Origin of the sequence: Oceanimonas sp. AH20CE76 (assembly GCF_039654065.1) — a bacterium.
Classification (GTDB): domain Bacteria; phylum Pseudomonadota; class Gammaproteobacteria; order Enterobacterales; family Aeromonadaceae; genus Oceanimonas; species Oceanimonas smirnovii.
In genome coordinates, this window is sequence record NZ_CP155481.1 from 1,064,264 (window position 1) to 1,088,171 (window position 23,908).

At 55.5% G+C, this 23,908-nt stretch carries 21 protein-coding genes; 12 read left to right on the forward strand and 9 right to left on the reverse strand.

Features of this window, described 5'->3' with window-relative positions; all coding sequences use genetic code 11:
* Positions 1-5: 5 nt before the first annotated feature.
* From N2M06_RS05180 to N2M06_RS05190, 3 genes are all read left to right on the forward strand, one after another.
* A complete protein-coding gene (locus N2M06_RS05180) occupies positions 6-464 on the forward strand; it encodes a cytochrome c-type biogenesis protein (RefSeq protein ID WP_026344631.1) in 459 nt (152 codons plus the stop codon).
* Between the two features lies 1 nt (position 465).
* Positions 466-1,680, forward strand: coding sequence for a c-type cytochrome biogenesis protein CcmI (ccmI, locus tag N2M06_RS05185; RefSeq protein ID WP_346351825.1), 1,215 nt, complete (start codon positions 466-468; stop codon positions 1,678-1,680).
* 91 nt (positions 1,681-1,771) lie between these two features.
* Entirely contained in the window at positions 1,772-2,563 is a 792-nt protein-coding gene (locus N2M06_RS05190) for a VacJ family lipoprotein (protein WP_026344632.1), read from the forward strand.
* Positions 2,564-2,665: 102 nt separating this feature from the next.
* On the opposite strand, the gene N2M06_RS05195 is transcribed toward N2M06_RS05190, so the two are convergent.
* Positions 2,666-2,950 carry a hypothetical protein gene (locus N2M06_RS05195; protein WP_019933591.1) on the reverse strand — a complete coding sequence of 95 codons (285 nt, stop codon included), beginning with the start codon at positions 2,948-2,950 and terminating at the stop codon, positions 2,666-2,668.
* A gap of 190 nt (positions 2,951-3,140) precedes the next feature.
* Between N2M06_RS05195 and N2M06_RS05200 the strand changes: the two genes are divergently transcribed.
* Together N2M06_RS05200 and tyrA are read left to right on the forward strand one after the other, a co-directional pair.
* Complete coding sequence (locus tag N2M06_RS05200) at positions 3,141-4,211, forward strand: 3-deoxy-7-phosphoheptulonate synthase (protein WP_019933592.1); 1,071 nt, start codon at positions 3,141-3,143, stop codon at positions 4,209-4,211.
* 78 nt (positions 4,212-4,289) lie between these two features.
* Entirely contained in the window at positions 4,290-5,420 is a 1,131-nt protein-coding gene (gene tyrA, locus N2M06_RS05205; RefSeq protein ID WP_346352155.1) for a bifunctional chorismate mutase/prephenate dehydrogenase, read from the forward strand.
* 256 nt (positions 5,421-5,676) lie between these two features.
* On the opposite strand, the gene N2M06_RS05210 is transcribed toward tyrA, so the two are convergent.
* Complete coding sequence (locus tag N2M06_RS05210) at positions 5,677-7,392, reverse strand: proline--tRNA ligase (protein ID WP_346351826.1); 1,716 nt, start codon at positions 7,390-7,392, stop codon at positions 5,677-5,679.
* A gap of 187 nt (positions 7,393-7,579) precedes the next feature.
* Between N2M06_RS05210 and N2M06_RS05215 the strand changes: the two genes are divergently transcribed.
* The 3 genes from N2M06_RS05215 to N2M06_RS05225 all read left to right on the forward strand — a co-directional run bounded on the left by N2M06_RS05215 (position 7,580) and on the right by N2M06_RS05225 (position 11,894).
* Positions 7,580-9,214: a BCCT family transporter gene (locus N2M06_RS05215; protein ID WP_019933595.1), complete on the forward strand. Its 1,635-nt coding sequence runs from the start codon at positions 7,580-7,582 to the stop codon at positions 9,212-9,214.
* A gap of 72 nt (positions 9,215-9,286) precedes the next feature.
* The gene (locus N2M06_RS05220; protein WP_317074023.1) at positions 9,287-11,155 is read left to right on the forward strand and encodes a DUF294 nucleotidyltransferase-like domain-containing protein; all 1,869 of its coding nucleotides are present in this window, start codon (positions 9,287-9,289) and stop codon (positions 11,153-11,155) included.
* A 7-nt stretch (positions 11,156-11,162) separates the two neighbouring features.
* Positions 11,163-11,894 (forward strand): 3'-5' exonuclease, encoded by a 732-nt coding sequence (locus N2M06_RS05225; RefSeq protein WP_346351827.1) that lies wholly within the window; start codon positions 11,163-11,165, stop codon positions 11,892-11,894.
* 178 nt (positions 11,895-12,072) lie between these two features.
* Here the strand turns inward: N2M06_RS05225 and N2M06_RS05230 are convergent, their stop codons facing one another.
* The gene (locus tag N2M06_RS05230; protein ID WP_346351828.1) at positions 12,073-12,678 is read right to left on the reverse strand and encodes a DUF2726 domain-containing protein; all 606 of its coding nucleotides are present in this window, start codon (positions 12,676-12,678) and stop codon (positions 12,073-12,075) included.
* Between the two features lie 134 nt (positions 12,679-12,812).
* On the opposite strand from N2M06_RS05230, the gene N2M06_RS05235 reads away from it, so the two are divergent.
* Genes N2M06_RS05235 through rlmM form a run of 4 tightly spaced genes read left to right on the forward strand, consistent with a single transcriptional unit; the run spans position 12,813 to position 15,787 of the window.
* Positions 12,813-13,724 carry a transcriptional regulator GcvA gene (locus N2M06_RS05235; RefSeq protein ID WP_317074026.1) on the forward strand — a complete coding sequence of 304 codons (912 nt, stop codon included), beginning with the start codon at positions 12,813-12,815 and terminating at the stop codon, positions 13,722-13,724.
* Positions 13,721-14,332, forward strand: coding sequence for an alpha/beta fold hydrolase (locus N2M06_RS05240; RefSeq protein ID WP_317074027.1), 612 nt, complete (start codon positions 13,721-13,723; stop codon positions 14,330-14,332). The genes N2M06_RS05235 and N2M06_RS05240 overlap by 4 nt, the downstream gene beginning before the upstream one ends.
* A complete protein-coding gene (locus N2M06_RS05245) occupies positions 14,322-14,699 on the forward strand; it encodes a DUF423 domain-containing protein (protein WP_317074028.1) in 378 nt (125 codons plus the stop codon). The genes N2M06_RS05240 and N2M06_RS05245 overlap by 11 nt, the downstream gene beginning before the upstream one ends.
* The gene (gene rlmM / locus N2M06_RS05250) at positions 14,696-15,787 is read left to right on the forward strand and encodes a 23S rRNA (cytidine(2498)-2'-O)-methyltransferase RlmM (RefSeq protein ID WP_019933602.1); all 1,092 of its coding nucleotides are present in this window, start codon (positions 14,696-14,698) and stop codon (positions 15,785-15,787) included. Before N2M06_RS05245 ends, rlmM begins: the two co-directional genes overlap by 4 nt.
* A gap of 180 nt (positions 15,788-15,967) precedes the next feature.
* Here rlmM and N2M06_RS05255 read toward each other — a convergent pair whose 3' ends face one another.
* From N2M06_RS05255 to queF, 6 genes are all read right to left on the reverse strand, one after another.
* On the reverse strand, positions 15,968-16,975 hold the full coding sequence (locus N2M06_RS05255; RefSeq protein WP_019933603.1) for an isocitrate dehydrogenase: 1,008 nt from the start codon (positions 16,973-16,975) through the stop codon (positions 15,968-15,970).
* A gap of 75 nt (positions 16,976-17,050) precedes the next feature.
* The gene (gene xni / locus N2M06_RS05260) at positions 17,051-17,830 is read right to left on the reverse strand and encodes a flap endonuclease Xni (protein ID WP_346351829.1); all 780 of its coding nucleotides are present in this window, start codon (positions 17,828-17,830) and stop codon (positions 17,051-17,053) included.
* Between the two features lies 1 nt (position 17,831).
* Positions 17,832-19,187: a nucleotide 5'-monophosphate nucleosidase PpnN gene (gene ppnN / locus N2M06_RS05265; RefSeq protein WP_019933605.1), complete on the reverse strand. Its 1,356-nt coding sequence runs from the start codon at positions 19,185-19,187 to the stop codon at positions 17,832-17,834.
* A 29-nt stretch (positions 19,188-19,216) separates the two neighbouring features.
* The gene (locus N2M06_RS05270; RefSeq protein ID WP_346351830.1) at positions 19,217-20,704 is read right to left on the reverse strand and encodes a GGDEF domain-containing protein; all 1,488 of its coding nucleotides are present in this window, start codon (positions 20,702-20,704) and stop codon (positions 19,217-19,219) included.
* A gap of 4 nt (positions 20,705-20,708) precedes the next feature.
* A complete protein-coding gene (locus N2M06_RS05275) occupies positions 20,709-22,973 on the reverse strand; it encodes a GGDEF domain-containing protein (RefSeq protein WP_346351831.1) in 2,265 nt (754 codons plus the stop codon).
* A gap of 82 nt (positions 22,974-23,055) precedes the next feature.
* Positions 23,056-23,907 (reverse strand): NADPH-dependent 7-cyano-7-deazaguanine reductase QueF, encoded by an 852-nt coding sequence (queF, locus tag N2M06_RS05280; protein WP_346351832.1) that lies wholly within the window; start codon positions 23,905-23,907, stop codon positions 23,056-23,058.
* Between the last annotated feature and the right edge of the window lies 1 nt (position 23,908).

Sequence of the window (23,908 nt, forward strand, 5' to 3'; positions counted from 1 at the left end):
TGTTGATGCGAATACTTATGCTGGCGGCCATGCTCTGGCTACCGGCAGCTCATGCCGCCATCGATGTATACAACTTTGACGACCCGAAAAAAGAAGAGACCTTTCGTGAGTTGTTAAAAGAGCTGCGTTGTCCTAAATGTCAGAATCAGGACATAGCTGACTCCAACGCCGAGCTGGCCAAGGATCTGCGGGAAAAAACCTATCAGATGCTGCAGGAAGGCAGCAGCAAAGAAGAAGTAGTGGACTACATGGTAGCCCGCTACGGTAACTTTATTCTCTATAAGCCTCCTTTTATGGCGTCCACCCTTATTCTCTGGGCCGGCCCTGTGCTGGTGCTGTTAATTGGCCTGGTGGTGGTGCTGGTGCGTACTCGTAAAAAGCCGGCGCTGGCTGCTGACGAAACCCTGAGCGAAGAAGAAAAACAGCGCCTCAAGCGCCTGCTGAACAAGAACAAAGAGAGCTGACATGACCTTATTCTGGATCCTTTGTGCCGGCCTGACTCTGCTGTTGGCACTGATCATTATTTTTCCTCTTATCCGTGGGCGGGCTGAGTCCAGCCACAGTCGTAACGAGCTCAATACTCAGCTTTACCGCCAGCGGATAAAAGAGCTGGAGCAAGACAGTGAACTGGGCCTGCTGGAAGATGACGAGGCCCTGCAGCAGGAGCTGCAGAAAAGTCTGCTGGATGATGTGGTCACCAATGAAACCAAGGCCCGGGACGGCCGCAGCCCGCTCACCATTATCTCGGCGCTGGTGCTGATGATAGCGGTCAGTGCCGGGGTTTACTGGCAGGTGGGAGCACATGAGGAAGTGGCCGAGTGGCAGCGGGTATCCGGCAATCTTCAGGAACTGTCGCGCAAGGTACTGATAGAGCCGGATGAAAGCGTGACCGAGCAGGACGTGCGCGAGCTTATTCTGGCGCTGCGTACCCGCCTGCATCAGGATGGCGACGACTACCGTGGCTGGCTGTTGCTGGGGCGGTTATCGCTGGAAATGCGTGATGGTGAAACTGCCCGGGAGGCACTGGAAAAAGCCATTAAACTTACCGATGAGCCTGAAGCCGTATACGTGCCCTATGCCGAGGCACTGGCCATGACCGGAGAAAACCTGCGTGCCGAGCAAATGATACGCAATGTTCTGGTCAGCCAGCCCGGTAACCTGGAAGCCTGGTCAGTGTTTGCCTTTATGGCGGTACAGCAGAATGATTTTGAACAGGCCAGAGCCCGCTGGCAGCAAATGCTCGAGATTATGTCTCCCGAGCATCCGCGTTATGCCATGATCCAGCGGTCCATTGCGTTTGCCGAGCAGCAAATGAGCAGCAATCAGCAGGCGCCGGTTACCGGCCCCCGCTATCAGATAGAAATTAATACCGGCACCAGTGTGCCTTATCACCCCGGCGCTGTTTTGTTTGTGTTTGCCGTGGATGCCAATGGTGGCGAAATGCCGCTGGTGGCCCGGCGGATAGAGCAGCCGGCGTTTCCGCTCAGCGTCACCCTGTCCAATGCCGATGCCATGGTGCCTGACAATAACATGAGCAGCCGCGATGAGATTATTATTAAGGCGCGTATTGCTCCCAGCGGTAACGTTACCGATGTCACCAACGCCTGGGAAGGACGCAGTGGTGTGCTCAGCACCAGTGAAGACAAGCAGCTGAGCGTGATTATCGACACGCCGTTATAATATGGCTTTCAGCCGGTGGTGATGACTGGCCGTGTTGGTCAGTCATGAGTAGACTTACTCTTTTATAACAACAAAAATGAGCGACCTAACCATGTGGTACAGAGCACTTATTCTCATGGCCGGCACCGTGCTTACCGGCTGTGCGGCGCACCAGGGGGTGCAGCAGGAGCGGGTGAATGATCCTTTCTCACCGGCTGTGCCGGCAGACTATGCCAAATCTACCGCGGATGATCCTCGTGATCCCTTTGAGCCGGTAAACCGGGCCAGCTGGGTCATTAACTATGATGTAGCCGAGCCCTATATTGTACGTCCTGCTGCCCACGCTTATGCCGACTATGTACCCCGTTCGGTGCGTACGGGCATTCAGAATGTAGTGCTGAACCTCGAAGAGCCTGCCAGCTTCGTCAACCATCTGGTTACCGGCGACTTATCCGGTGCCGGCACTAACCTGGTGCGTTTTGGCGTTAACAGTACTGTGGGCGTGCTGGGTTACTTTGATGTGGCCCAGAAGCTCTCATTTGAACCTAAAGCCAAAGATTTCAGTCAGGTTCTGGGACAAATGGGAGTTGGTAATGGCCCTTATATGATGATCCCGCTCTATGGTCCGGCCACTCTGCGTCAGTTGACCGGCGATGTGGTGGATACGCTGTACTTTCCTTATGACGTTATGTCTCTTGCCATGCGCACCGGCAAATGGGCGCTGGACGGGCTTTATCAGCGCAGTGAGCTGATAGAGCGCGAGGCCATTATTGATAACTCGCTTGATCCCTACGGTCTGACCAAGGATTTCTATCTGCAGTTTCAGGATGCCAAAGTCGGCAAACAGCGTGAAATGCCTGACGACGAAAACCTTGACGCCTTTATGGATGAGATTGACGGGTAAAATAAAGCTGGAAGTCGCGTTGGTGGATGAGGCCGGGGTTTATACCCGGCAAACGGGGCTGCTTCGTCGCATCATGCACGGGTTGCCCCAATAAATTGGGGCCTACCACTTTATCGCGTTGATAATCCGTCTGTACCAGGGCGGGGAAAACTGGCGGCTGTGCTCGGCGGCAAACAGGGCTTTTTGCAGCGTCATGGGGCTGGGGCGGTAACCGTAATGCTGCTCCCAGCTTGCTGCCACTTCATCCAGAATAAGCCGGCACTGATGGTCATAAACCGTATCATAATCATAAGACTCGGGGCTTTGCCGGTAGTCTACACCGTAGTGATCCAGAATGCGCCGCAGGGCCAGTACCAGCTCCTGCTGCTCGCGATTGCTTAATTGCATACAGGCTCCTCATTTTTTTCAATTATAAACAAAATAAACCGCATTTGATGCTCTCCCGGGCTTTGCAACCCCGGCCAGCCTTGATAAGGTTGAAGCCGGTTGCGTAGAAAAGAAGTTTCTATATGTCAAACGAGACTAACCTTTTCTTTCTCTTTGGTTGTATAAAAAAGTTTACAGTGAGGATGTCATCATGCAGAAAGACACATTAAACAATATCCATATTCAATCCGAGCAGGTGATGATCACTCCGGCCGAGCTGAAAGCCAAGCTGCCCATTTCTCAAAAAGCGCTCGATTACATCGGCCAGGCCCGGCAAACCATTTCTGATATTGTGCACCGCAAGGATCACCGCTTGCTGGTTATTTGTGGTCCTTGCTCCATTCACGATGTAGACGCAGCCAAAGAGTACGCAACCCGCCTCAAAAAACTGCATGATGAATATCGCGACAGCCTTTATATTGTAATGCGCGTCTATTTTGAAAAGCCGCGCACCACAGTAGGCTGGAAAGGCTTTATTAACGATCCTCACCTTGATGGCACCTTTGATATTGAGCTGGGCCTGCACAAAGCCCGGGAGCTGCTGTGCTGGCTGGCGGAGCTGGAGCTGCCTCTGGCGACAGAAGCACTGGACCCGATCAGTCCGCAATATCTTGCAGAGCTGTTCTCCTGGTCTGCCATTGGTGCCCGCACCACCGAATCCCAGACTCACAGAGAAATGGCCTCGGGCCTGTCCATGCCGGTGGGCTTTAAAAACGGCACTGACGGTAACCTGGGCACTGCCATCAACGCCATGAAGGCGGCTGCCGAATCCCACGCTTTTATGGGCATTAATCAGGAAGGTCAGGTAGCGCTGCTGGTGACTCAGGGCAACCCCGACGGCCATGTTATCCTGCGTGGCGGCAAGCAGCCCAACTACGACTCGGTCAATATTGCCCTGGCCGAAAAAGCCATGATCAGTGCCGGCCTGACGCCGCGGCTGGTAGTGGACTGCAGTCACGGCAACTCCAACAAGGATTACAGCCTGCAGCCGCTGGTGACCGACAATGTGGTGCGCCAGATCCAGGAAGGCAATGAGTCTATTCTCGGTATTATGCTGGAATCACACCTGTTTGAGGGCAACCAGCCCAGCGAGCAGCCGGTGAGTGAGATGCAGTACGGTGTGTCCATTACCGATGCCTGCATCGGCTGGGACACCACCGCCGAACTGCTGGCACGTTGCCATCAGCAGCTGTCTGCCTCACTCAAGGCACGCGTTGCCTGACATTGTCAGCTCACGCAATAAACAGGCATAATGCAACGCCGGACTCAGGTCCGGCGTGTTAATTCCGGGATGGATAAAATGGTAGATGAACTCAAGGTCCTGCGGGATCAAATCGACGAAGTGGATCAGCAGCTGGTCAAGCTGTTTGCGCAGCGGCTTAAGCTGGTAGCGGGGGTAGGGGAAGTAAAAAGCCGGCATGGCCTGCCTATTTATGCGCCCGACCGGGAAGCCGCCATGCTCGCCAGCCGCCGGGCCGAAGCCGAAGCACAGGGTGTGCCGCCCGACCTGATAGAAGACGTGCTGCGCCGCTTTATGCGCGAATCTTATGCCAGTGAAAAAGACACCGGCTTCAAATGTGTGAATCCGGATTTGGGCAAGGCGGTGGTGATTGGCGGTGGCGGCCAGCTGGGTGGTCTGTTTGCCCACCTGCTGAGCCTGTCTGGTTACCACACCGAGATCCTTGAAAAGGACGACTGGCACAAGGCCGATACGCTGCTGGCCGATGCGGGTCTGGTAATGATTGCCGTGCCCATCGATCAAACCGTGGCGGTCATAGAGCGTCTGCCCAAGCTGCCCGAGCACTGCCTGCTGGTAGATCTGACCAGCGTCAAGAGCGAGCCGGTGGCCGCCATGCTGAACGCGCATTCAGGCCCTGTGCTGGGGCTGCACCCCATGTTCGGACCGGATATTCCCAGCCTGGCCAAGCAGGTGATTATTCACTGCCATGGCCGCGGCGAAGCAGACTATGAATGGCTGCTGGCGCAAATGCGTATCTGGGGGGCCCGCCTGCAGGAGGTGCCGGCGGCCGAGCACGACGAGGCCATGAGCCTGGTACAGGCGCTGCGTCACTTTACCAGCTTTGCCTATGGTGCTCATTTGTGTGCTGAAGGAGCAGATTTGTCTCGTCTGCTGCGGTTAAGCTCGCCCATCTACCGGCTGGAGCTGGCCATGGTAGGCCGTTTGTTTGCCCAGGATCCGGCGCTGTATGCCGACATTATTCTGTCGTCACCCCGCAATCTGGCGATGATACGACGTTATCACGGGCGCTTTGGCGAGTTACTGGAAGAGCTGGAGAATGGACAGCGCGACGCCTTTGTAAAGCAGTTCAGCGCTGTCAGTGATTATTTCGGCGACTATGCCGACACTTTCCTTAAAGAAAGCCGCATGTTGCTGGCCCAGGCCAACGACAGCCGCCATCATTCGGATTAATCCCCTTCGGGGGCTGTAAGCCGTAAGCTGTCAGCTGTAAGTAGAGCAGCGGGGTCACTCCGGTACTGAATCAAGTTCAGCATGACGGACCCAGAGACTATTGTATAAAGCACGGCTGTTCGAATACAGACTCAGTCGCCTGCAGAATGGATTCCGGCTCAAAGGCCGGAATGACTTTTAAACCGGTGCTATCTGTAAGCACCGGTTGTTTTTCTTAAAGCTTAAGGCTGATCGCTTATAGCTCTCCCGAAGGGAGTTAGCCAATCAACGCCTGAATCTTGGCAATCACATCATCGATGGCCACTTCCTGCTTGTCGCCGCCGCGACGGTGTTTATATTCCACCACACCGTTGTCGAGGCCGCGCTCACCAATAATAATGCTGTGAGGCACACCCAGCAGCTCCATATCGGCAAACATCACGCCCGGGCGCTCCTTGCGATCGTCAAACAGCACTTCAATGCCGGCGGCGGTCAGCTCGGCATAAAGTTTCTCGGCCACTTCCTGAACGCGATGAGACTTGTGCATGTTCATGGGAATAATGGCTACCTGGAAGGGGGCCAGCGCATCGGGCCAGATAATGCCGCGATCATCAAAGTTCTGCTCAATGGCCGCGGCCACAATGCGTGACACGCCAATGCCGTAGCAGCCCATTTCCAGCACGGTGGCCTTGCCGCCTTCATTCAGCACGGTGGCGTTCATTTTCTCGGAGTAGTTATTGCCCAGCTGGAAGATATGACCCACTTCAATGCCGCGTTTAATCTGCAGCACGCCCTTGCCACAGGGGCTGGGGTCGCCTTCACGCACATTGCGCAGGTCGGCCACCTCGGGCAGGGGCAGATCACGGCCCCAGTTCATGCCGAAATAGTGCTTGTCGTCGATGTTGGCACCGGCACCAAAGTCACTCATTACCGCCACGGCTCTGTCTACAATTACCGGCACCGGCATGTTCAGCGGCCCCAGCGAGCCCGGGCCGGCACCCACGGCGGCACGCACTTCTTCTTCGGTGGCAAAGGTCAGGGGGCTGGCCACCTGGGGCAGCTTTTCGGCTTTTACCTCGTTCAGCTCGTGATCGCCGCGCACCAGCAGCGCCACCAGCGGGGCATCCATATCGTCGGCGGCTTTTACCAGCAGGGTTTTCACGGTCTGCTCAATGTTCAGGCCGAATTTTTCTACCAGATCCGCAATGGTCTTGGTATCGGGCGTGTCGGTCAGCACCATCTCCTGGGTAGGAGCATCGGCGGCTGCTTTCGGGGCCAGTGCTTCGGCCATTTCAATGTTGGCGGCGTAATCGGACTCGGTGGAGAAAGCGATATCGTCTTCACCGCTTTGAGCCAGCACATGAAACTCGTGCGAAGCACTGCCGCCAATGGCACCGGTGTCGGCCAGCACAGCGCGGAAGTCCAGACCCATGCGTTCAAAAATGCGGCTGTAGGCGGCATACATGTCGTCGTAGGTCTGCTGCAGGCTGTCCTGAGTGGTGTGGAAAGAATAAGCATCTTTCATTACAAATTCGCGGGAGCGCATCACGCCAAAACGCGGGCGTACCTCGTCACGGAATTTGGTCTGGATCTGATACAGATTCAGAGGCAGCTGCTTGTAAGAGGCGACCTCGTTGCGCACCATGGCGGTGATCACTTCTTCATGGGTGGGGCCCAGCACAAAGGGACGATCGTGGCGGTCTTTAATGCGCAGCAGCTCGGGGCCGAACTTGTCCCAGCGGCCGGTTTCCTGCCACAAATCGGCGGGCTGCACTACCGGCATCAGCATTTCAATGGCACCGGCGCGGTTCATTTCTTCCCGCACTATGGCCGCCACCTTGTTCAGCACCCGCAAACCGCTGGGCAGCCAGGTATACAGGCCCGAGGCCAGCTTGCGGATCATGCCCGCCCGCAGCATCAGCTGGTGGCTGATCACTTCGGCATCGCTCGGAGTTTCTTTAAGAGTGGAAAGCAGGTATTGACTGGTACGCATGAACGGGAACCTTGTAAGCTTAAAATCCGTGAAAGCCTGAATTGTAGCAGGGGGGCGGAGCGGGAAGAAGTGCCTTGCTCTGGCTAAATGTTGTTCAGCTGAGCCCCCGCCTGGCCATTCTGTGTCGCTGCTGTGCTACCCTAGAGTGGTTCAAGCAAGCCAATCCCTTAAAAAAGGAAGCATCTTCATGGCAGAAAAAGATAACCATGATGTTATCGCCCCCGAGGGCAAAGTGACGCCCATTGATACCGATTATCAGATAGGGCAAGACAATATCGCCCTGCAAATTGGTCCGTTCGGGCTCGACATTCATAACCGTGTATTCATGATCTCCGGTCTGGCTATTGTGGCCTTTGTGTTTCTCACCCTGGCGTTTCAGAACCAGGTAGGGCCCATGTTCAGCGATCTGCGCGGCTGGCTCACGTCCACCCTTGACTGGTTCTTTCTTTCCGCCGGTAACATTTTTGTGCTGGTGTGTCTGGGGCTGATTATTTCCCCCCTGGGCAAAGTCCGCATCGGCGGCACCGAAGCCAGCCCGGATTTCACCTATATCGGCTGGTTCTCCATGCTGTTTGCCGCCGGCATGGGCATAGGTCTGATGTTTTTCGGTGTGTCCGAGCCGCTGACTCACTTCGGTACCTCGTTTGCCGGCACCACGGTAGAAAACGGCGTGCGCACTGACTGGGCTCCGCTGGGCGGAGCTGCCGGAAATGCCGCCGAGGCCAGCCGTCTTGGCATGGCCGCCACCCTGTATCACTGGGCACTGCACCCCTGGGCCATTTATGCGGTGCTGGCACTGGGTCTGGCCATTTTCTCCTTTAACAAGGGGCTGCCGCTGACCATGCGCTCCGTGCTCTATCCGCTGCTGGGTGAGCGGGTATGGGGCTGGCCTGGTCATATTATTGATATTCTGGCGGTGGTCGCCACTCTGTTTGGTCTGGCTACGTCGCTGGGTTACGGTGCCTCTCAGGCCTCGGCCGGCCTTAACTTTCTGTTTGATATTCCCGATACGGTCACCACTCAGGTAGTGCTGGTGATCCTCATTACTCTGGTGGCACTGGTGTCGGTGCTGGCCGGGCTGGATGCGGGGGTAAAACGCCTGTCTGAAATCAACATGGGGCTGGCGGCACTGCTGCTGGGCTTTGTGCTGATAGTGGGGCCGACCCTGCTTATCTTTACCGGTCTGTTCAACAATATTGTTGCATACTTTGAGTATTTCCCTGCGCTGTCCATGCCCTTTGGCCGGGAAGATGCCAATTACTCCCAGGGCTGGACTGCTTTCTACTGGGCCTGGTGGATCTCCTGGTCACCCTTTGTAGGCATGTTTATTGCCCGGGTATCCCGTGGCCGTTCGGTGCGTGAGTTCCTGATTGCCGTACTGGTGGTGCCAACTTCTGCCTGTATGCTGTGGTTCAGCGCCTTTGGCGGTACCGCCATCGATCTGGTGGTGAGTGACGGCATCAAGGCTGTCAGTGAAGCCGCACTGCCGCTGCAGCTGTTTGTGATGCTGGAGCAGCTGCCGCTCACCGCCATTACTTCCTTTATCGGTATTGTGCTGGTAGTGGTGTTCTTTGTTACCTCGTCCGACTCCGGCTCGCTGGTCATCGACACCATTGCCGCCGGCGGAAAGGTCAACGCGCCCAAGCCGCAGCGGGTGTTCTGGTGTACCTTTGAGGGTCTGGTGGCCATTGCCCTGATGCTGGGCGGCGGTCTGGCCGGTTTGCAGGCCATGGCGGTATCTACCGGCTTTCCCTTTACCATAGTGCTGCTTATTTCCTGTGTAGCGCTGATCAAAGGGCTGATGTCGGAGCCAAGAGGCTAAGCGCCTGCGGCACCGTTAATCAATTTAAAGGCAGCCGGGTGCTGCCTTTTTCACGTTTTGCAGGAGTGAATCATGGAAGCAGAGCAGCTGGAGGTACTCGCTTTTATACGCCAGTGCTATCCCTTCAAGGCGCTGCCCGACCAGGAGCTGGAGCACATAGCCACTCAGGTGGAGGTCAGCTACTTTCGGGCCGGTACCGTTATTTTTAAATATGGCGATGCGGTGCACCATCTCTATCTTATTCGCAGCGGGGCGGTAGAAATACACCGCCGTAACGGTGAGCTGTATAACCGCCTGAGTGAAGGCAGCCTGTTTGGTCAGATGGGGCTGCTGATGAATAATAAAAACCGCTTGCCTGCCACTACGCTGGAAGACACCCTGGTCTATTGCCTGCCCGAAGCCGTGTTTCATGATTTGTATGAACGCTTTGAAGTCTTTGCCGATTTTGTGGAAGTGGGAGACAGTGCCCGGCTGCGCCATGCGGTGTCCCGTCATCAGGAGGCCAACGAACTGATGACGTCCAGCATTCGTGAACTGATTTCCCGCGAGCCGGTATCTATCGGCCGCGCTGCCAGTGTATTTGATGCCGCCCGTAAAATGACCGAAGAGGCCGTTTCCTCCATTCTGGTGCTGAACGAAGAAGGGGAAGAGGTAGAAGTGGCCGGCATTATTACCGACCGGGATCTGCGTACCCGGGTGCTGGCCGAAGAGCTGCCTTCCAGTACGCCGGTAGCCGAGATCATGTCGGTGGATCTGGTGGCGGCAGAAAGTGATCAATATGTGTTTGAAGCCATGCTGACCATGCTGCGCTATAACCTGCACCATTTGCCGGTACTGCACAGAGGCAAGCCCATCGGTGTGGTGGCGCTGTCGGATGTTATGCGTCATGAATCCCGCAACAGCCTGTTTGTGGTGCGGCATATTTTTCGCGCCCAGGATGCCGGCGAGCTGGCCACCATTGCCGACGATGCCAGAGCCTGCTTTGTGCGCATGGTTAACGAAGACGCCAACTCTCACATGATTGGCTCCGCCATGGCGGTGATTGGCCGCAGCTTCAAGCAGCGGCTGCTGGAGCTGGCCGAAGAAAAACTGGGGCCGCCGCCGGTGCCGTACTGCTTTCTGGCGCTGGGCTCCATGGCCCGGGACGAACAACTGGTGGTGACCGACCAGGATAACGCCATTATTCTCGATAACAGCTATGATGCCGAACGGCACAATGACTATTTTGCTGAGCTGGCCAACTTTGTGTGTGATGGCCTGGCCGCCTGTGGCTACAGCTACTGCACCGGCAACATTATGGCCACCAACCCGGAATGGCGCAAAACCCGCACAGAGTGGGAGCAGTGCTTTATTGACTGGATAGACAACCCCAGCGCCCGTTCTTTGCTGAACAGTAATATCTTCTTTGATCTTGACGGCGTATACGGCCACCTGGAATGGGCCGAACAGCTTAATCGCTTAATTGTGCGCCGCGCCCGCCGCAGTCCGCGTTTTCTGGCCAGCATGGCCCGTAATGCGCTGCTGCGCACGCCACCGCTCGGGTTCTTTAAAGAGTTTGTCATGGAGCAGGACGGCAAACATAACAACTCCATTAACCTTAAGCGCCGCGGCACGGCACCGCTGGCAGATTTAATTCGTGTGCATGCCCTGGCGGTAGGTTCCAAGGCACAGAATTCCTTTGAGCGGCTGAACGATGTGATTGAGGCCGATATACTGCCCAGAGGCAGAGGGCCGGATCTGCGGGACGCCATGGAGTTTATTGCCATGGTGCGCATTCGTCATCAGGCCATGGACGTAGAAGCGGGCAGAGAGCCTGATAACAATATAGAGCCGGAAAACCTGTCCGACTTTGAACGGCGCAACCTTAAAGAGGCGTTTCAGATCCTGAGTCAGGCACAGAAATTTCTGAAGTTCCGTTATCAGCCCGGACGAGCCTCGTAAGGAGCCTATGATGTATCTCAGACCGTCATCATTGGTCGACACCGCCAGTGCACCCGACTGGCCGGCGTTGTTTGAAGAGCGTGCCCGCAGCGCCCGTGACTACCGGCTGCAGCGCTTTTACCGGGCTGGCCTGCCGGGTCCGGACACGCCGCTGGCAGACGTGCCTTTTGTGGCGCTGGACTTTGAAACCACCGGACTGGATGCCAGAAAAGACGCCATTGTCAGCATAGGGGTGGTGCCTTTCGATCTGCAGCGCATTTACTGTCGCGCATCTGCTCACTGGATTGTCAACCCGCACCGGCCAATGGCGGGTAATACCGTGGCCATTCACGGTATTACCCATTCGGAAATAGAGGAAGCGCCGGACTTGTTACAGGTGCTGGATGAACTGCTCAACGCCCTGGCCGGGCGTATTGTGGTGGTGCACTACCGGCGCATAGAGCAGATTTTCTTTGCCGCTGCCTTGAAGGCGAGGCTATATGAGGATATTCGCTTTCCGGTGATCGATACCATGGAGCTGGAAACCCGCTTTCACCCTCGTCAGCTCAGCCTGTGGAGCCGGTTGCGGGGGCGCAAGCCGGTATCCATTCGTCTGGCCAACAGCCGTGAGCGCTATAATCTGCCCCATTATTCGCCCCACCATGCTTTAACCGATGCCCTGGCCACCGCCGAACTGTTGCTGGCACAAATTGCCCATCACTATACGCCGGAGACGCCGTTAAGTGAGTTATGGCTTTAACCTGCTCCCTTCGGGAGAGCCGTAAGCCATAAGCTTTCAGCTGTAAGTGGGTGCCGGCTGTGAGTTGTGAGCAGTGCTTGTAGAGGGCGATATCCTTTGCAGGATGGATTCAGGGTCAGCCCGGAATGACAAAGGTTGTCGGCTGACCAAAAAGCGTTTTGGCATGGGTTAAGCAGGCCTACCATTTTATTTCCGGCTCGTCGTCGGGTTCATCGTCGGGCAGGCTGAGGGTAGGCTCACGGCGGCCGTTAACGGCAAACGGCTGAATGGTATCGGGCTGCAGCAGGGCGGCTATTTCTTCCCACAACATGCCGGGCTCGGGCCAGTCTTTGGGCGACAAGTGCACTACCGGCAGGCCGGCGGTCTCAATCTGCTCCAGCAGCCGGTGCCGGTGGCGGCCGTCGGTGCGGCTCAGGCTGTCGTCGGTCAGTGCGACGACCACCCGGGGCATCAGCTCCCCGGGAGAGCACAACACAAAATCAAGTGTCTCGCCCAGCATCATCTGAGCGGCCTGCTCCCGTTGTGCCTTACCAAGTGCCGCAGAGACTGCCAGAACCTCGCTCATCTGCACCGCTGCAAACACCCGCAGCCGGTGATTTACCGCCTGTTCCAGCAATGCAAAGGCAGTGGCGGCTTCCGGGCTGAACATCACGGCGGGCTCAAACAGTACTTTCGGCTTGCCCCGCCACAGCCGGCGCAGCAGACTATAGAGCATCAGCAACACCAGCAAACCCACAAAGGTCAGCATCAGCCAGTCGAGCAGTGACACAGGTAACCAATCCATCAATCTTCAGTCCGCCATAGATAAAGAATGCCAGTGTACTCAGCCCGTCATTAAAAATGAACCAGAGCCATGCTGGTATGCGCAGCCGCAGACCCCTATAATTCACAGCCACTTAAACGCTGTCAGAGATGAGCATGTCCCGGCGATTACCTCCGCTTAACGCGCTGAAAGCCTTTGAAGCCGCTGCCCGTAACCTGAGCTTTACCCGGGCAGCTGAAGAGCTGTTTGTGACTCAGGCCGCCATCAGCCATCAAATCAAGGCGCTGGAAGAATTTCTGGGTATCAAGCTGTTTCGGCGGCGTAACCGCTCGCTGCTGCTCACTGAAGAAGGGCAGAGTTACTTTCTGGAAATAAAGGATATTTTTACCGGTATTTCCGATGCCACCGAACGCCTGCTGGCGCGCAGTGCCAAAGGAGCCCTTACCGTCAGCCTGCAGCCCAGTTTTGCCATTCAGTGGCTGGTGCCCAGGCTGGTGCGCTTCAGTGAGGCACATCCGGACATAGACGTGCGCATCAAGGCGGTGGATCTGGACGAAGGCTCGCTCACCGACGACGTGGATGTGGCTATTTATTATGGTAAGGGGCACTGGCCCGGTCTGCGCGCCGACAAGCTGCATGCGGAATACCTGATCCCGGTATGCTCGCCCATGCTGCTGATGGGCACCCGGCCGCTGAAAACCCCGGAAGATTTAACCCGGCATACTCTGCTGCACGATACTTCGCGGCGTGACTGGAAGGCCTGGTTCAAGCAGCTGGATATTCAGGCCGCCAACGTCAATCAGGGGCCGATTTTCAGTCATTCCTCCATGGTGATCCAGGCGGCTATTCATGGCCAGGGGGTGGCCCTTGGCCACAGCGTGCTCACTCAGCCGGAAATCGATGCCGGCCGGCTGGTCTGCCCCTTTGAGCAGGTGTTAATGTCAAAAAATGCGTATTACCTGGTCAGTCATGAGGCTCAGGCAAACCTTGGCAAAATTGCTGCCTTTCGTGACTGGATGCTGGCGCTGGTCAGTAAAGAAGAAAAACAAAAAGGGGTAAACGGTTGAACGTATTAAAAGATGGCCCCGACCATGCTGCAGCAAGAGTACTGCTGGCCCATGGTGCCGGTGCCGGTATGGAGCACGATGTCATGCACACACTGGCCCGGGGACTGGCAGACGAGCATATTCAGGTGGTGCGCTTTGAGTTCCCTTATATGCAAAAAACCCGAAGTGATGGCCGCCGCCGGCCGCCGGATCGTGAGCCGGTATTACTGAACTGCTGGCGCGAGCTGGCGGCGGAGTTTACTCATCCGCGGTTGTTTCTGGCAGGCAAGTCCATGGGCGGGCGCATGGCCTCACTGGTGGCCGATGAGTTGGCCCCTGCCGGACTGATATTGCTGGGCTTTCCGTTTCATCCGCCGGGCAAACCCGAACGTTTTCGCGGGCAGCACCTGGCCTCCATTGCCACGCCCACCCTGTTGTTGCAAGGGGAGCGCGACACTTTTGGCAACCGGGAAGCCGTGGCCGGTTACGATCTGGCTGATACGGTACAAACCGGCTGGATTACCGACGGCGATCATGGCTTCAAGCCGCGCAAGTCTTCGGGTGCAACCCTTGAGGGCAATCTGGCTCAGGTGATTGAACGCATGAGGAGCTTTATTCATGATCATTAATCTTGCCTTTTATGCTGCGGCTTTGGCCGGCCTCAGTGCCACTGCGCTGGGGGCCTATGGTGCCCATGGCCTGGTGGCAGCCCCGGCGCTGATATCGGCGTTTAATACCGGTGTGCAATATCAGTTTCTGCACGCCCTGGCACTGCTGTTGCTGGCCATTATGCTCCGGCAGCGGGCCAGTGTGCTGATCAACGCCGCGGTCGTTTGTTTTGTGCTGGGCATGGTGATGTTCAGCGGCAGTATTTATGCCCTGGTGTTGTTTGGCACCAAAGGGATTGGTTTTATTACCCCGCTCGGGGGGTTGAGTTTTATGGTGGGTTGGTTATGCCTGTTGCTGGCTGGCCGCACCTGGTTGAGGTTTAAATGAAACAGTTGTTGATCTATTGCCGTCCCGGATTTGAAAAAGAAGCGGCGGCCGAAATTCAGGACAGGGCAGGGCAAATGGGTTGCCCGGGCTTTGCCCGCACCAAAGATAACAGCGGTTATGTGGTGTATGAGTGCTTTCAGCCGGAAGACGGCGATCTGCTGGGCCGTAAGCTGCCATTTCGTGAGCTGATTTTTGCCCGTCAGATGCTGGTGGTATGGGCCGAGCTGAATGATCTGCCGCTGGACGATCGCATCAGCCCTATTATTGATGCCGCCGAGGGCATGCCTCTGTGCGGTGATATTCGGGTAGAAACTGCCGACACCAATGATGGCAAGGAGCTGTCAAAGTTTTGCCGCAAATTTACCGTGCCGGCGCGTCAGGCTTTGCGCGGCAAGGGGGTATTAACCCGCGCCGAAGCCCGCAACCGGCCCACACTGCATCTGTTCTTTACCGCCAACAATAAGGTCATGCTGGGTTATTCCTATTCCTATAACCAGTCACCCTTTCATATGGGCATTCCCCGGCTGCGGTTTCCTGCCGATGCACCCAGTCGCTCCAGCCTCAAGCTGGAAGAGGCTTTTCATGTGTTTATTCCCCGTGAAGAGTGGGATACCCGGCTGACGTCGGGCATGCGTGGTGTCGATTTGGGGGCCGCTCCCGGTGGCTGGACTTATCAGCTGGTCGCCCGGGGCATGATGGTCACCGCTATTGATAACGGCCCCATGGCCGACAGCCTGATGGAAACCGGCCAGGTAAAACACTATCGGGAAGATGGTTTTAAATGGCGGCCCAGCCGCAAAAACACTTACTGGCTGGTGTGCGACATGGTAGACAAACCCGCCCGGGTGGTGGCGCTCATGGCCGACTGGCTGCTGGCAGAAGACTGCCAGGAGGCCATTTTTAACCTCAAGCTGCCGATGAAAAAGCGCTACGCTGAAGCCGTGCACAACCTGCAGCAATTGCAGGAAAAGCTCGATCAGCTGGGAGGGTTTCAGGTGCAGGCCAAGCAGCTCTATCACGACCGGGAAGAAATTACGGTGCATGTGTGTCAGCCACGTAAAGTCGCCAAGCTTCAGCCCAAGGACTGACCCCTTCGGGGAGCCGTCAGCTTTATGCGGTCAGCTGTAAGTGATGTTGTCTGGAGGTACCGGTAAACCAGGTCTGCTTTCGCTGGCCCTGCCGGCTGAGGCGGCACAAAACCAGACAGAAAAACGGCGCTGTGAGAACAGCGCCGTTTTTTACTTACAGCTTATAGCTGACCGCTGTTTTCAGAGGTTGGCAATTATCGCGTCGGTAAACTCGGTGGTGCTGGCGTTGCCGCCCAGATCCCGGGTCACGGTTTTTCCTTCGGCAATGGTCTTGCGCACGGCGTTGCGGATTTGTGCGGCCTTGTCGGCCATGCCAAGGTGTTCCAGCATCTGAATGGATGCCAGAATCACCGAGCAGGGGTTGGCAATATTCTGGCCGGCAATATCCGGGGCAGAGCCGTGCACCGCTTCAAAAATGGCCACGTCTTTGCCGATATTGGCACCCGGTGCCATGCCAAGGCCACCTACCAGACCGGCACACAAGTCCGACAAAATATCACCAAACAGGTTGGTGGTAATGATGACGTCAAAACGCTCGGGATACATCACCAGGTTCATACAGGCGGCATCCACTATCATTTCCTGAGTTTCAATATCAGGGTAGCGGGGAGCGATTTCACGGGCCACTTCCAGAAACAGTCCGGAAGTTGACTTCAGAATATTGGCCTTGTGCACCACTGTCACTTTTTTGCGGCCTTCCTTGCGGGCCAGCTCATAGCCAAAGGTCACAATGCGCTCGGCACCTTCCCGGGTAATAATGCTCATGGCTTCGGCGCTGCTGTTGTCGTCGGAGCGCTTCTGCCCGGCACCGGAATACATGCCTTCGGTATTTTCCCGAATAGTAATAATGTCGATATTGTTATAGCGGCTTTGCGTGCCTTCAAACGACACCACAGGGCGCACGTTGGCGTAGAGGTTAAACAGTTTGCGCAAAGACACGTTAATGGAGGTAAAGCCGCCACCTACAGGGGTCGTGAGCGGACCTTTCAGGGCAATTTTATTCTGGGTTATCTGGTCCAGGGTAACCTGAGGAAGGAGTTCGCCGTGTTTTTCCAGGGCCATCAGGCCTGCATCGGCATAATCGTAGTGAAAATTACAACCTGCGTGATCCATAATGCGCAGGGCGGCATCGATAATGCTGGGACCAATGCCATCGCCCGGGATCACGGTAATACTGCGTTTGTTCATGGGCAGCTTCCGTTATCAGTGGTTGGTTTATACTCTGTTTTGCAGCGACTTTATAACATTTTGTTCCCATTTTGCCTATGGCCCTTTGGTCGGATTGTGATATCGAAGCTGCTGCAAATTAACACCAAGCTCAATATCATCCACCAGTTTCACCAGTTGCCTGGCCAGCAGGGCCTCATCTCTGTGTTGCTGCACGATATTTTGTTCTTTGCTGGTTGCCGGTGCAGTCAGCAGAGTGTCGAGGTTGTCAAATTGTTGCAATAATCCACAGGCGCGTTTGGGGCCAATACCTGGCACCCCTTTTACATTGCTGCCCGAGACCCCGGTCAGCGCCCAGTAGTCCACCAGCTGGGCCGGCGCTATGCCAAACTTCTGCTGCACATGCTGTTCATCAAGCCAGCGCTGGCCAAAGTGATCCCACTGCTGAATATGTGGCCCCAGCAGCTGACAAAAGCCCTTGTCGGTAGACACAATTACGCTGTTCTTGCCATAGCGGGCCAGCTGGCAGGCCAGTGTGGCCACCAGATCGTCTGCCTCTTCACTGTCCGACAGCAGGGCATCAATGCCCTGTTGCCACAGCGCCTGCTGCAATTCACCCAGATAACCGGCCAGCGCATCGGGCATGGGTTGGCGGTTGGCCTTGTAATCGGGATAAAGACGATGACGAAAGCCTACCGGTGCACCATCGAACACCGCTACCACATGACTGGGCCGAAACCGCGTCAGCAGCTTGCCGGCAGCCTGCGCCAGCGCAGCACGGGTGGCTATCAGCTGTGCGTCAGTATCGGCATTTTGTTGCTGTTGCACCGCAAACAGGCGGCGCACCAGGTTCATGGCATCCAGGATCAGCAGCATATCAGCGGTTGATGCGATAGCAGGGCACATAGGTGGAGCCCGGCAGTTTCATACGCTGCTGCTCAACAAACTGACGCAACAGTTTGTCCATCATCTTCATCAGTTTGGGGTCACCGTTAATCAGGAAAGGACCCTTCTTCTCAATAGCATGCAAGCCGCTTTCTTTTACGTTGCCCGCTACAATGCCGGAAAAGGCCCGGCGCAAATTGGCCGCCAGTTGTTGGGGGGCCTGATCCCAGTTCAGATTAAGATTGGCCATGCTTTCGTGATCGGGTTCAAATGGCAGCTGAAACTCAGGCTCAATTTTTAATGACCAGTTGAAAGAATAAGCATCACCCACCGACTTGCGATAATCACGCACCAGCGGCATGGTGGTTTTCATGCGCCGGGCAACTTCTGCCGGATCATCAATAATAATCTGATACAGTGCCTGAGCATCCGGCCCCAGCGTGTTGCCGATAAATTCATCTACGCTGCGGAAGTAATCAGCACTTTCTTTAGGCCCGGTCAAAATAATGGGCAGCGGCTGATTACGGTTTTCCGGATGCATCATAATGCCCAGAATGTATAAAATTTCTTCTGCCGTGCCCACGCCACCGGGAAATATAACAATGCCATGGCCCAGACGAACAAAGGCTTCAAGACGTTTTTCAATATCCGGCAAAATAACCAGCTCATTTACAATGGGGTTGGGCGGCTCGGCGGCAATAATGGATGGCTCGGTCAGACCAATATAACGGCTGCCGGATACACGCTGCTTGGCATGGCCGACAGCTGCCCCCTTCATCGGTCCTTCCATGGCACCCGGGCCACAGCCGGTGCAAATGTTCAGCTCACGCAGGCCCAGCTCGTTACCTACCTCGCGAGTATACTGATATTCCACCGGGCTGATGGAGTGTCCGCCCCAGCACACCACTATGTTGGGATCCGCCCCCGGATTAATGGCTCTGGCATGGCGTAGAATGGAAAACACCAGGTCGGTAATATGAGTAGAAGCCGTTAAATTAAACAGTGAAGAAGCCTGCAAATGACTGTTTACATAAATGATATCGCGTAATACCGAAAACAGATGATCCTGAATGCTGCGGATAATTTCACCATCTACAAAGGCGTGTTCGGGCGGATTAAACAGCTCCAGCTTAATGCCGCGCTCACGACGAATGACGTTAATATCAAAGTCTTTATAACGCTCCAGAATTTCCTTGGAGCTGTCGGTTTTACTGCCGGAATTCAGTACTGCCAGCGCACAGTTTCTGAACAAGTGATAAAGGCTGCCGGAGGCAGACTGCTTAAGGCGATCAACTTCCATTTGCGACAGCATATTCATGCTGCCGACCGGATTAATGTGAGTAATCATTAATTTATCCCTGAATTGGTGTAAACGGCTTACGCAATAACCAGTTGATTGCGGCCTGCATTTTTCGCCCGATAAAGAGCCTGGTCAGCGCGTTCCAGGGCAGAGGTAATGGTATCACCGGATTTCAGCAGGGTGGCACCAATAGATGCGGTAATGGTCACGCGCTCTTTTTTAAAACGAAATGGTATAGACTCAATCTTCTTGAGCAGTTGCTGGAGTGGCCGGTGCAGTAATGCAGGATCCACATTCAGCATTAAAATGACAAATTCCTCGCCGCCAAAACGGGCAACAAAGTCACTTTCCTTGGTGCTCTCCCTCAGTGTCCGGGCGGTCAGCCGCAAGGCTTTGTCTCCGGCCAGGTGGCCGTATTTGTCGTTAACATGTTTAAAGTAATCTATGTCCAGTAAAACAACTGCCAGCGGGTTTTTTGCTGTTTTCCAGCGCTCAAACTCAATTTTCAGTCGTTCATCAAGCGCGGCCCGGTTATAGATCTGGGTTAAACTGTCGATCATCAGCTTTTCATTCTGGCTGAGTAACTTTCGTTGATAATCGCTGGCTTGTTCCTGCAGTGCACTCACCTGATCTTCAAGCGTTGTCAGCCGGTTCAGCAAAGCAGACTCCCGTTGCTGCAGCCGCTGGTGCTGGTTAACGATATTTTTCAGGCTTTGTATACGGCTGGCAACAGACAGCGCCAGTTGTACTTCGGGATCACTGGTTAAATCAATATTGATGGCATTGAGTTCATGGGCAAGCGCTGCGTCCTGAGACTGACGATCCTGAATCAGTGCCTTGCCTTCGGTCACCGAGTCACTGCACTGATTATGTATATTTTGCAGATCGTCATTCAGCAGTGCCAAAAACCGGGCGGAGTGCCGGCGTTCGTTACGGTTGCCCTCAATAATCAGTTCAATCAGGCGCAGGCACTGGGCCGGCAGGGCTTTGTGATCATGCTGTGTCAGCAGCTGCTGCTGAATGGCGTGAATCTCGTTGCCTATCTCACCGTGGTAATCCAGCTCATCAATCAGTTGCAGCAGACGCTGGCACAGCTCATGCTGCGTACTTTGCTGCTCCCGGGAAAGGGTCAGGGCCTGCTGATAACACTCCAGCAAAGGCTGAAGGTAATATAGCGGACTGCCTTTATTTTCCAGCTGATGAATAATGCCGGTCAGTTGTTCACTGATAAACGGGCTGTCCTGCAGATAACATGCCGCCTGCAACAACTGCTCCCGGGTTGTTTGCTGTTGTTGGCGCTGTTGCTGAGCATGCCGTTTCAGCCGGGCCAGCTGCTGGCGCAGCATATCTGCCAGATCGTCTGAAGGCTCGGCCGCAGGCTTATTGATATCGGCATGATTGCCAAACAGCTTTTGCCACTGCAGCAGCAAGCCGGGACCGGAATCCTGGGCGGCCAGTGCTTCAGCATCCGGGGCTTCTTGCTGCAGACTGTTGCACAGGGTTTCCAGCGCGGTAATGGCAGAGGTCAGATCCTGCAATATGCTGTGGTCATTATTTCTCATCATAAGCCTATACAGCGCCCCTTGAATCTTCTGATGGTAATGCGGGTTGCAGTGCTTGCCAGTTAATTTGTTGCTTTTTATGTGAGCTGTTCACTTTTACCAGCCCTTTCATAATACCCTGAATGCAGCAGCTGCGTATGTCTCCGGTGAAAAAAGCCGCCTGCTGACAGTCTACCGCTACCAGCTCCACCCAGGCCGGCTCACCGGTGCTGTGAGCCAGTTCACGGGCGGCGGCCAGGGCCAGATAAAGCACATCACCCAGGCGTAAGTCGTCCAGTGCATTGGGGGCCTTGGGTAAAAACGGATGGCCGATAATGCCGGTATAAATCTGTCTGTCCAGCTCAAACTCACAGGGAAACTCGGCAAACATGCGTTCCAGGGCCGTGAGAATAGGAGCCAGCTCGGCGACTTCTTTTTGCGGAATAGCATAAATAAACTGGCCGTCACGCAAGTCATACAGCCGGGCTCTGGGGTGCAGCCGGCCTCGCAGATATTCTCCCAGCTGCAGCTGGATCTGACTGGCGGCAGCCAGTCCCACCCGTTCCCGCAGATTGCTCATAAAGGGCACCTGCAGCAGCATGTAGTAAATTTTGTCATCAAAGGGGCGAGCCTGCTCTTCACTCAGATACCACTGCTCCGAACGTTGCTGCTGGCGTGCCATTTCCTGAGGCAGGCGCTGCATCAGTTGTCGCCAGTTAGGCAGGCCGGTCGCGGGCTCAACCAGCAGTAACTGCTGCAGATCCTGGTTTTGCTGCCACAGCCGGCGGCTGCGAATATGGTTTCTCAGCAAACCATAAAGCAGCAGTGGTGACAGCAAACTCAGCCCGGCGGCCAGCAGCGCAAAGCGCTCTCTGTCCTGCTGCAGTTTTTCACTCCTGCGGCCCAGCTCACTCAGCTCACGTTCTTGTTGCAGCTGTTGTTCGTTATCCTGCACCAGGCTCTGGGTCAGCAGCCGGTTAACCGTGGTGGCCCGTTTAAAATAGGCATGCAGGGCTTTTTGATGGGTAAGGGCGGCAGCCATATTGCCGCTCTGCTCAAATAACCTGGACAGCCAGCGGTGGCTTTCCATCAGCCGCAGCACATCATCCAGCTGTTCGGCTGTCGCTTTGGCCCGTTCCAGGTGCAGCAAGGCAACGCCATATTCATGTTGTGCCAGATACATTTTGCCCAGTTGTATCAGCGTATCTGTCTGGCGGGGCAAATCGTCGGTATGCTCAAAACCACTGCGGGCCAGATTAAGGTAATGCCGTGCTTCCTTATCATTGCCCAGGTCGGAATAAGACTGGCCCAGTTCCAGATAAAGCTGCGCCATCAGCTTGGCGTCACCCTGAATTTTCACCAAATCCAGTGCATTAAAAAAATACACCAGTGCCAGGTTGGCATCATCTCCGGCCCGGGTTACGCGGCCCAGATTAATGAGTGAGCTTATCAGCAGCGGGCTGTTGCCCAGCTGTTCAAACTCGGTGGTAGACTGGTTGGCAAACTGCAGCGCCTTGTCATTCTGGCCAAGAGCAGCATAAATGGCGGCCGTTTTTTTGGCGGCCAGCGCCTTAACGTAAAACTGGCGACGATCGCCCAGCACATCCAGTGTTTCCAGAAAGTGAGACAGGGCCAGCTCATCCTGTTGCAGCTGCAGATAATAATCACCGAGCAAAAAGTTGGCCCAGGACTGGCGCAGCATATCGTCCTGCTGCAGCGCCTGCAGCCGCACCTGCTCATACAGCTGGCGGGCTTCATCGTAGCGGTGCCGGTGCATCAGCACAGTGGCCTGCAGTAATTGCAGATCGCCAATAAGGCCGTCACCGGCCGGCAGGCTGACACTTTTCGCTTCATCCAGCAGTGACTGAGCCTGCGCAGTATGATCCGTGGCCAGCGCCAGCTTGGTTTTGATCAGCAGCGCCGTTACCAGCGCATCGGGCTGACGCTGCTGCCGGGCCAGCGCAATGGCCTTGTTGATGCTGGCATCGGCGGTCAGCAGTTGACCATCATTGGCCTGACACAAGGCCTGCAGCTGCCAGGCAGTAAAGGTCTGGCCGCGGGTACGGTAGCGCTTGGCCTGCTCCAGCTTGTCCAGCTCCTGGCGTGAGTTGAACATGGATGCGGGCCTGGCTTCTTTTCGCTGCAAAAAGAAATGGGTGAGTGCCACACATTCGCCGGGGCGGCTCAGCATCAGTCGCCGGGCCCGCTGCAGTTCAGCGGGCTCGGGCTGGTAAGAAGACAGTGGCGGAGCACCCGCCAGATGTGACACCAGAACGGCGACAGACAGAATCACAATAATCGTACCGAAAAAACCGGGCCAGTGGCGCAGTTTACGAAGCCCGCCGGCCCGCGTCCAGCATTGCCGGACTCAATGCTTACTGGCGCAGCAGGCGCACATTGGCTGCCTTGCCGGCCACATTACTGCGATAGGGGTTAATATCCAGACCACCCCGGCGGGTATAACGCGCATATACCGTCAGCTCGGAGGGTTTGCAGTGCGTCATAATGTCCATAAAAATACGTTCCACACACTGCTCGTGAAACTCATTATGCTGGCGAAAACCCACCAGATAGCGCAGCAGGGCATCTTCGCGAATGCGTGGGCCCTGATAGCGGATCATTACGCTGCCCCAGTCCGGCTGGCCGGTGACCAGGCAGTTGGACTTAAGTAAATGAGAGTGCAGCGTCTCACAGGTTTGCTCTGCTTCGGTGGCATTCGCCAGCAGCTCGGGTACCGGTTGATAGTGTTGTATATCAATATCGAGCTGATCAATACAATGGCCGGGCAGGCGGCCAAACTGGGCCGGAGCGACATGAAGCTCGTAGAGTTTGACCGTGACCTTGCCATCAGCACAGGCCGACAGATCACGGGCCAGCGTCTCTTCCACTGCCGTCATGCTTTCAAAGCGGCTCTGATTAAAGCTGTTCAGATACAGCTTGAACGACTTGGACTCAATCAGGTTGGTACTGGTGGCCGGTACCCGCACCTCTCCCATGGCGACTACCGGCTTGCCTCTGGCATTCAGCCACGACAGCTCATACAAATTCCATAAATCTTCACCGGAAAAAGGCAGAGCACCAGCCTGCAGCTGCAAGTCATCCCGGTTCAGGCTGCGCGGCACCGCCTGCAGCTGAGCAGGATCATACTCGCTTACATAGCTGCTCTGCTTGCCCAGGGCCAGATCCGCCAAAGATTCACTCTGTTGATATTTTTGCTCAGGTGTCATT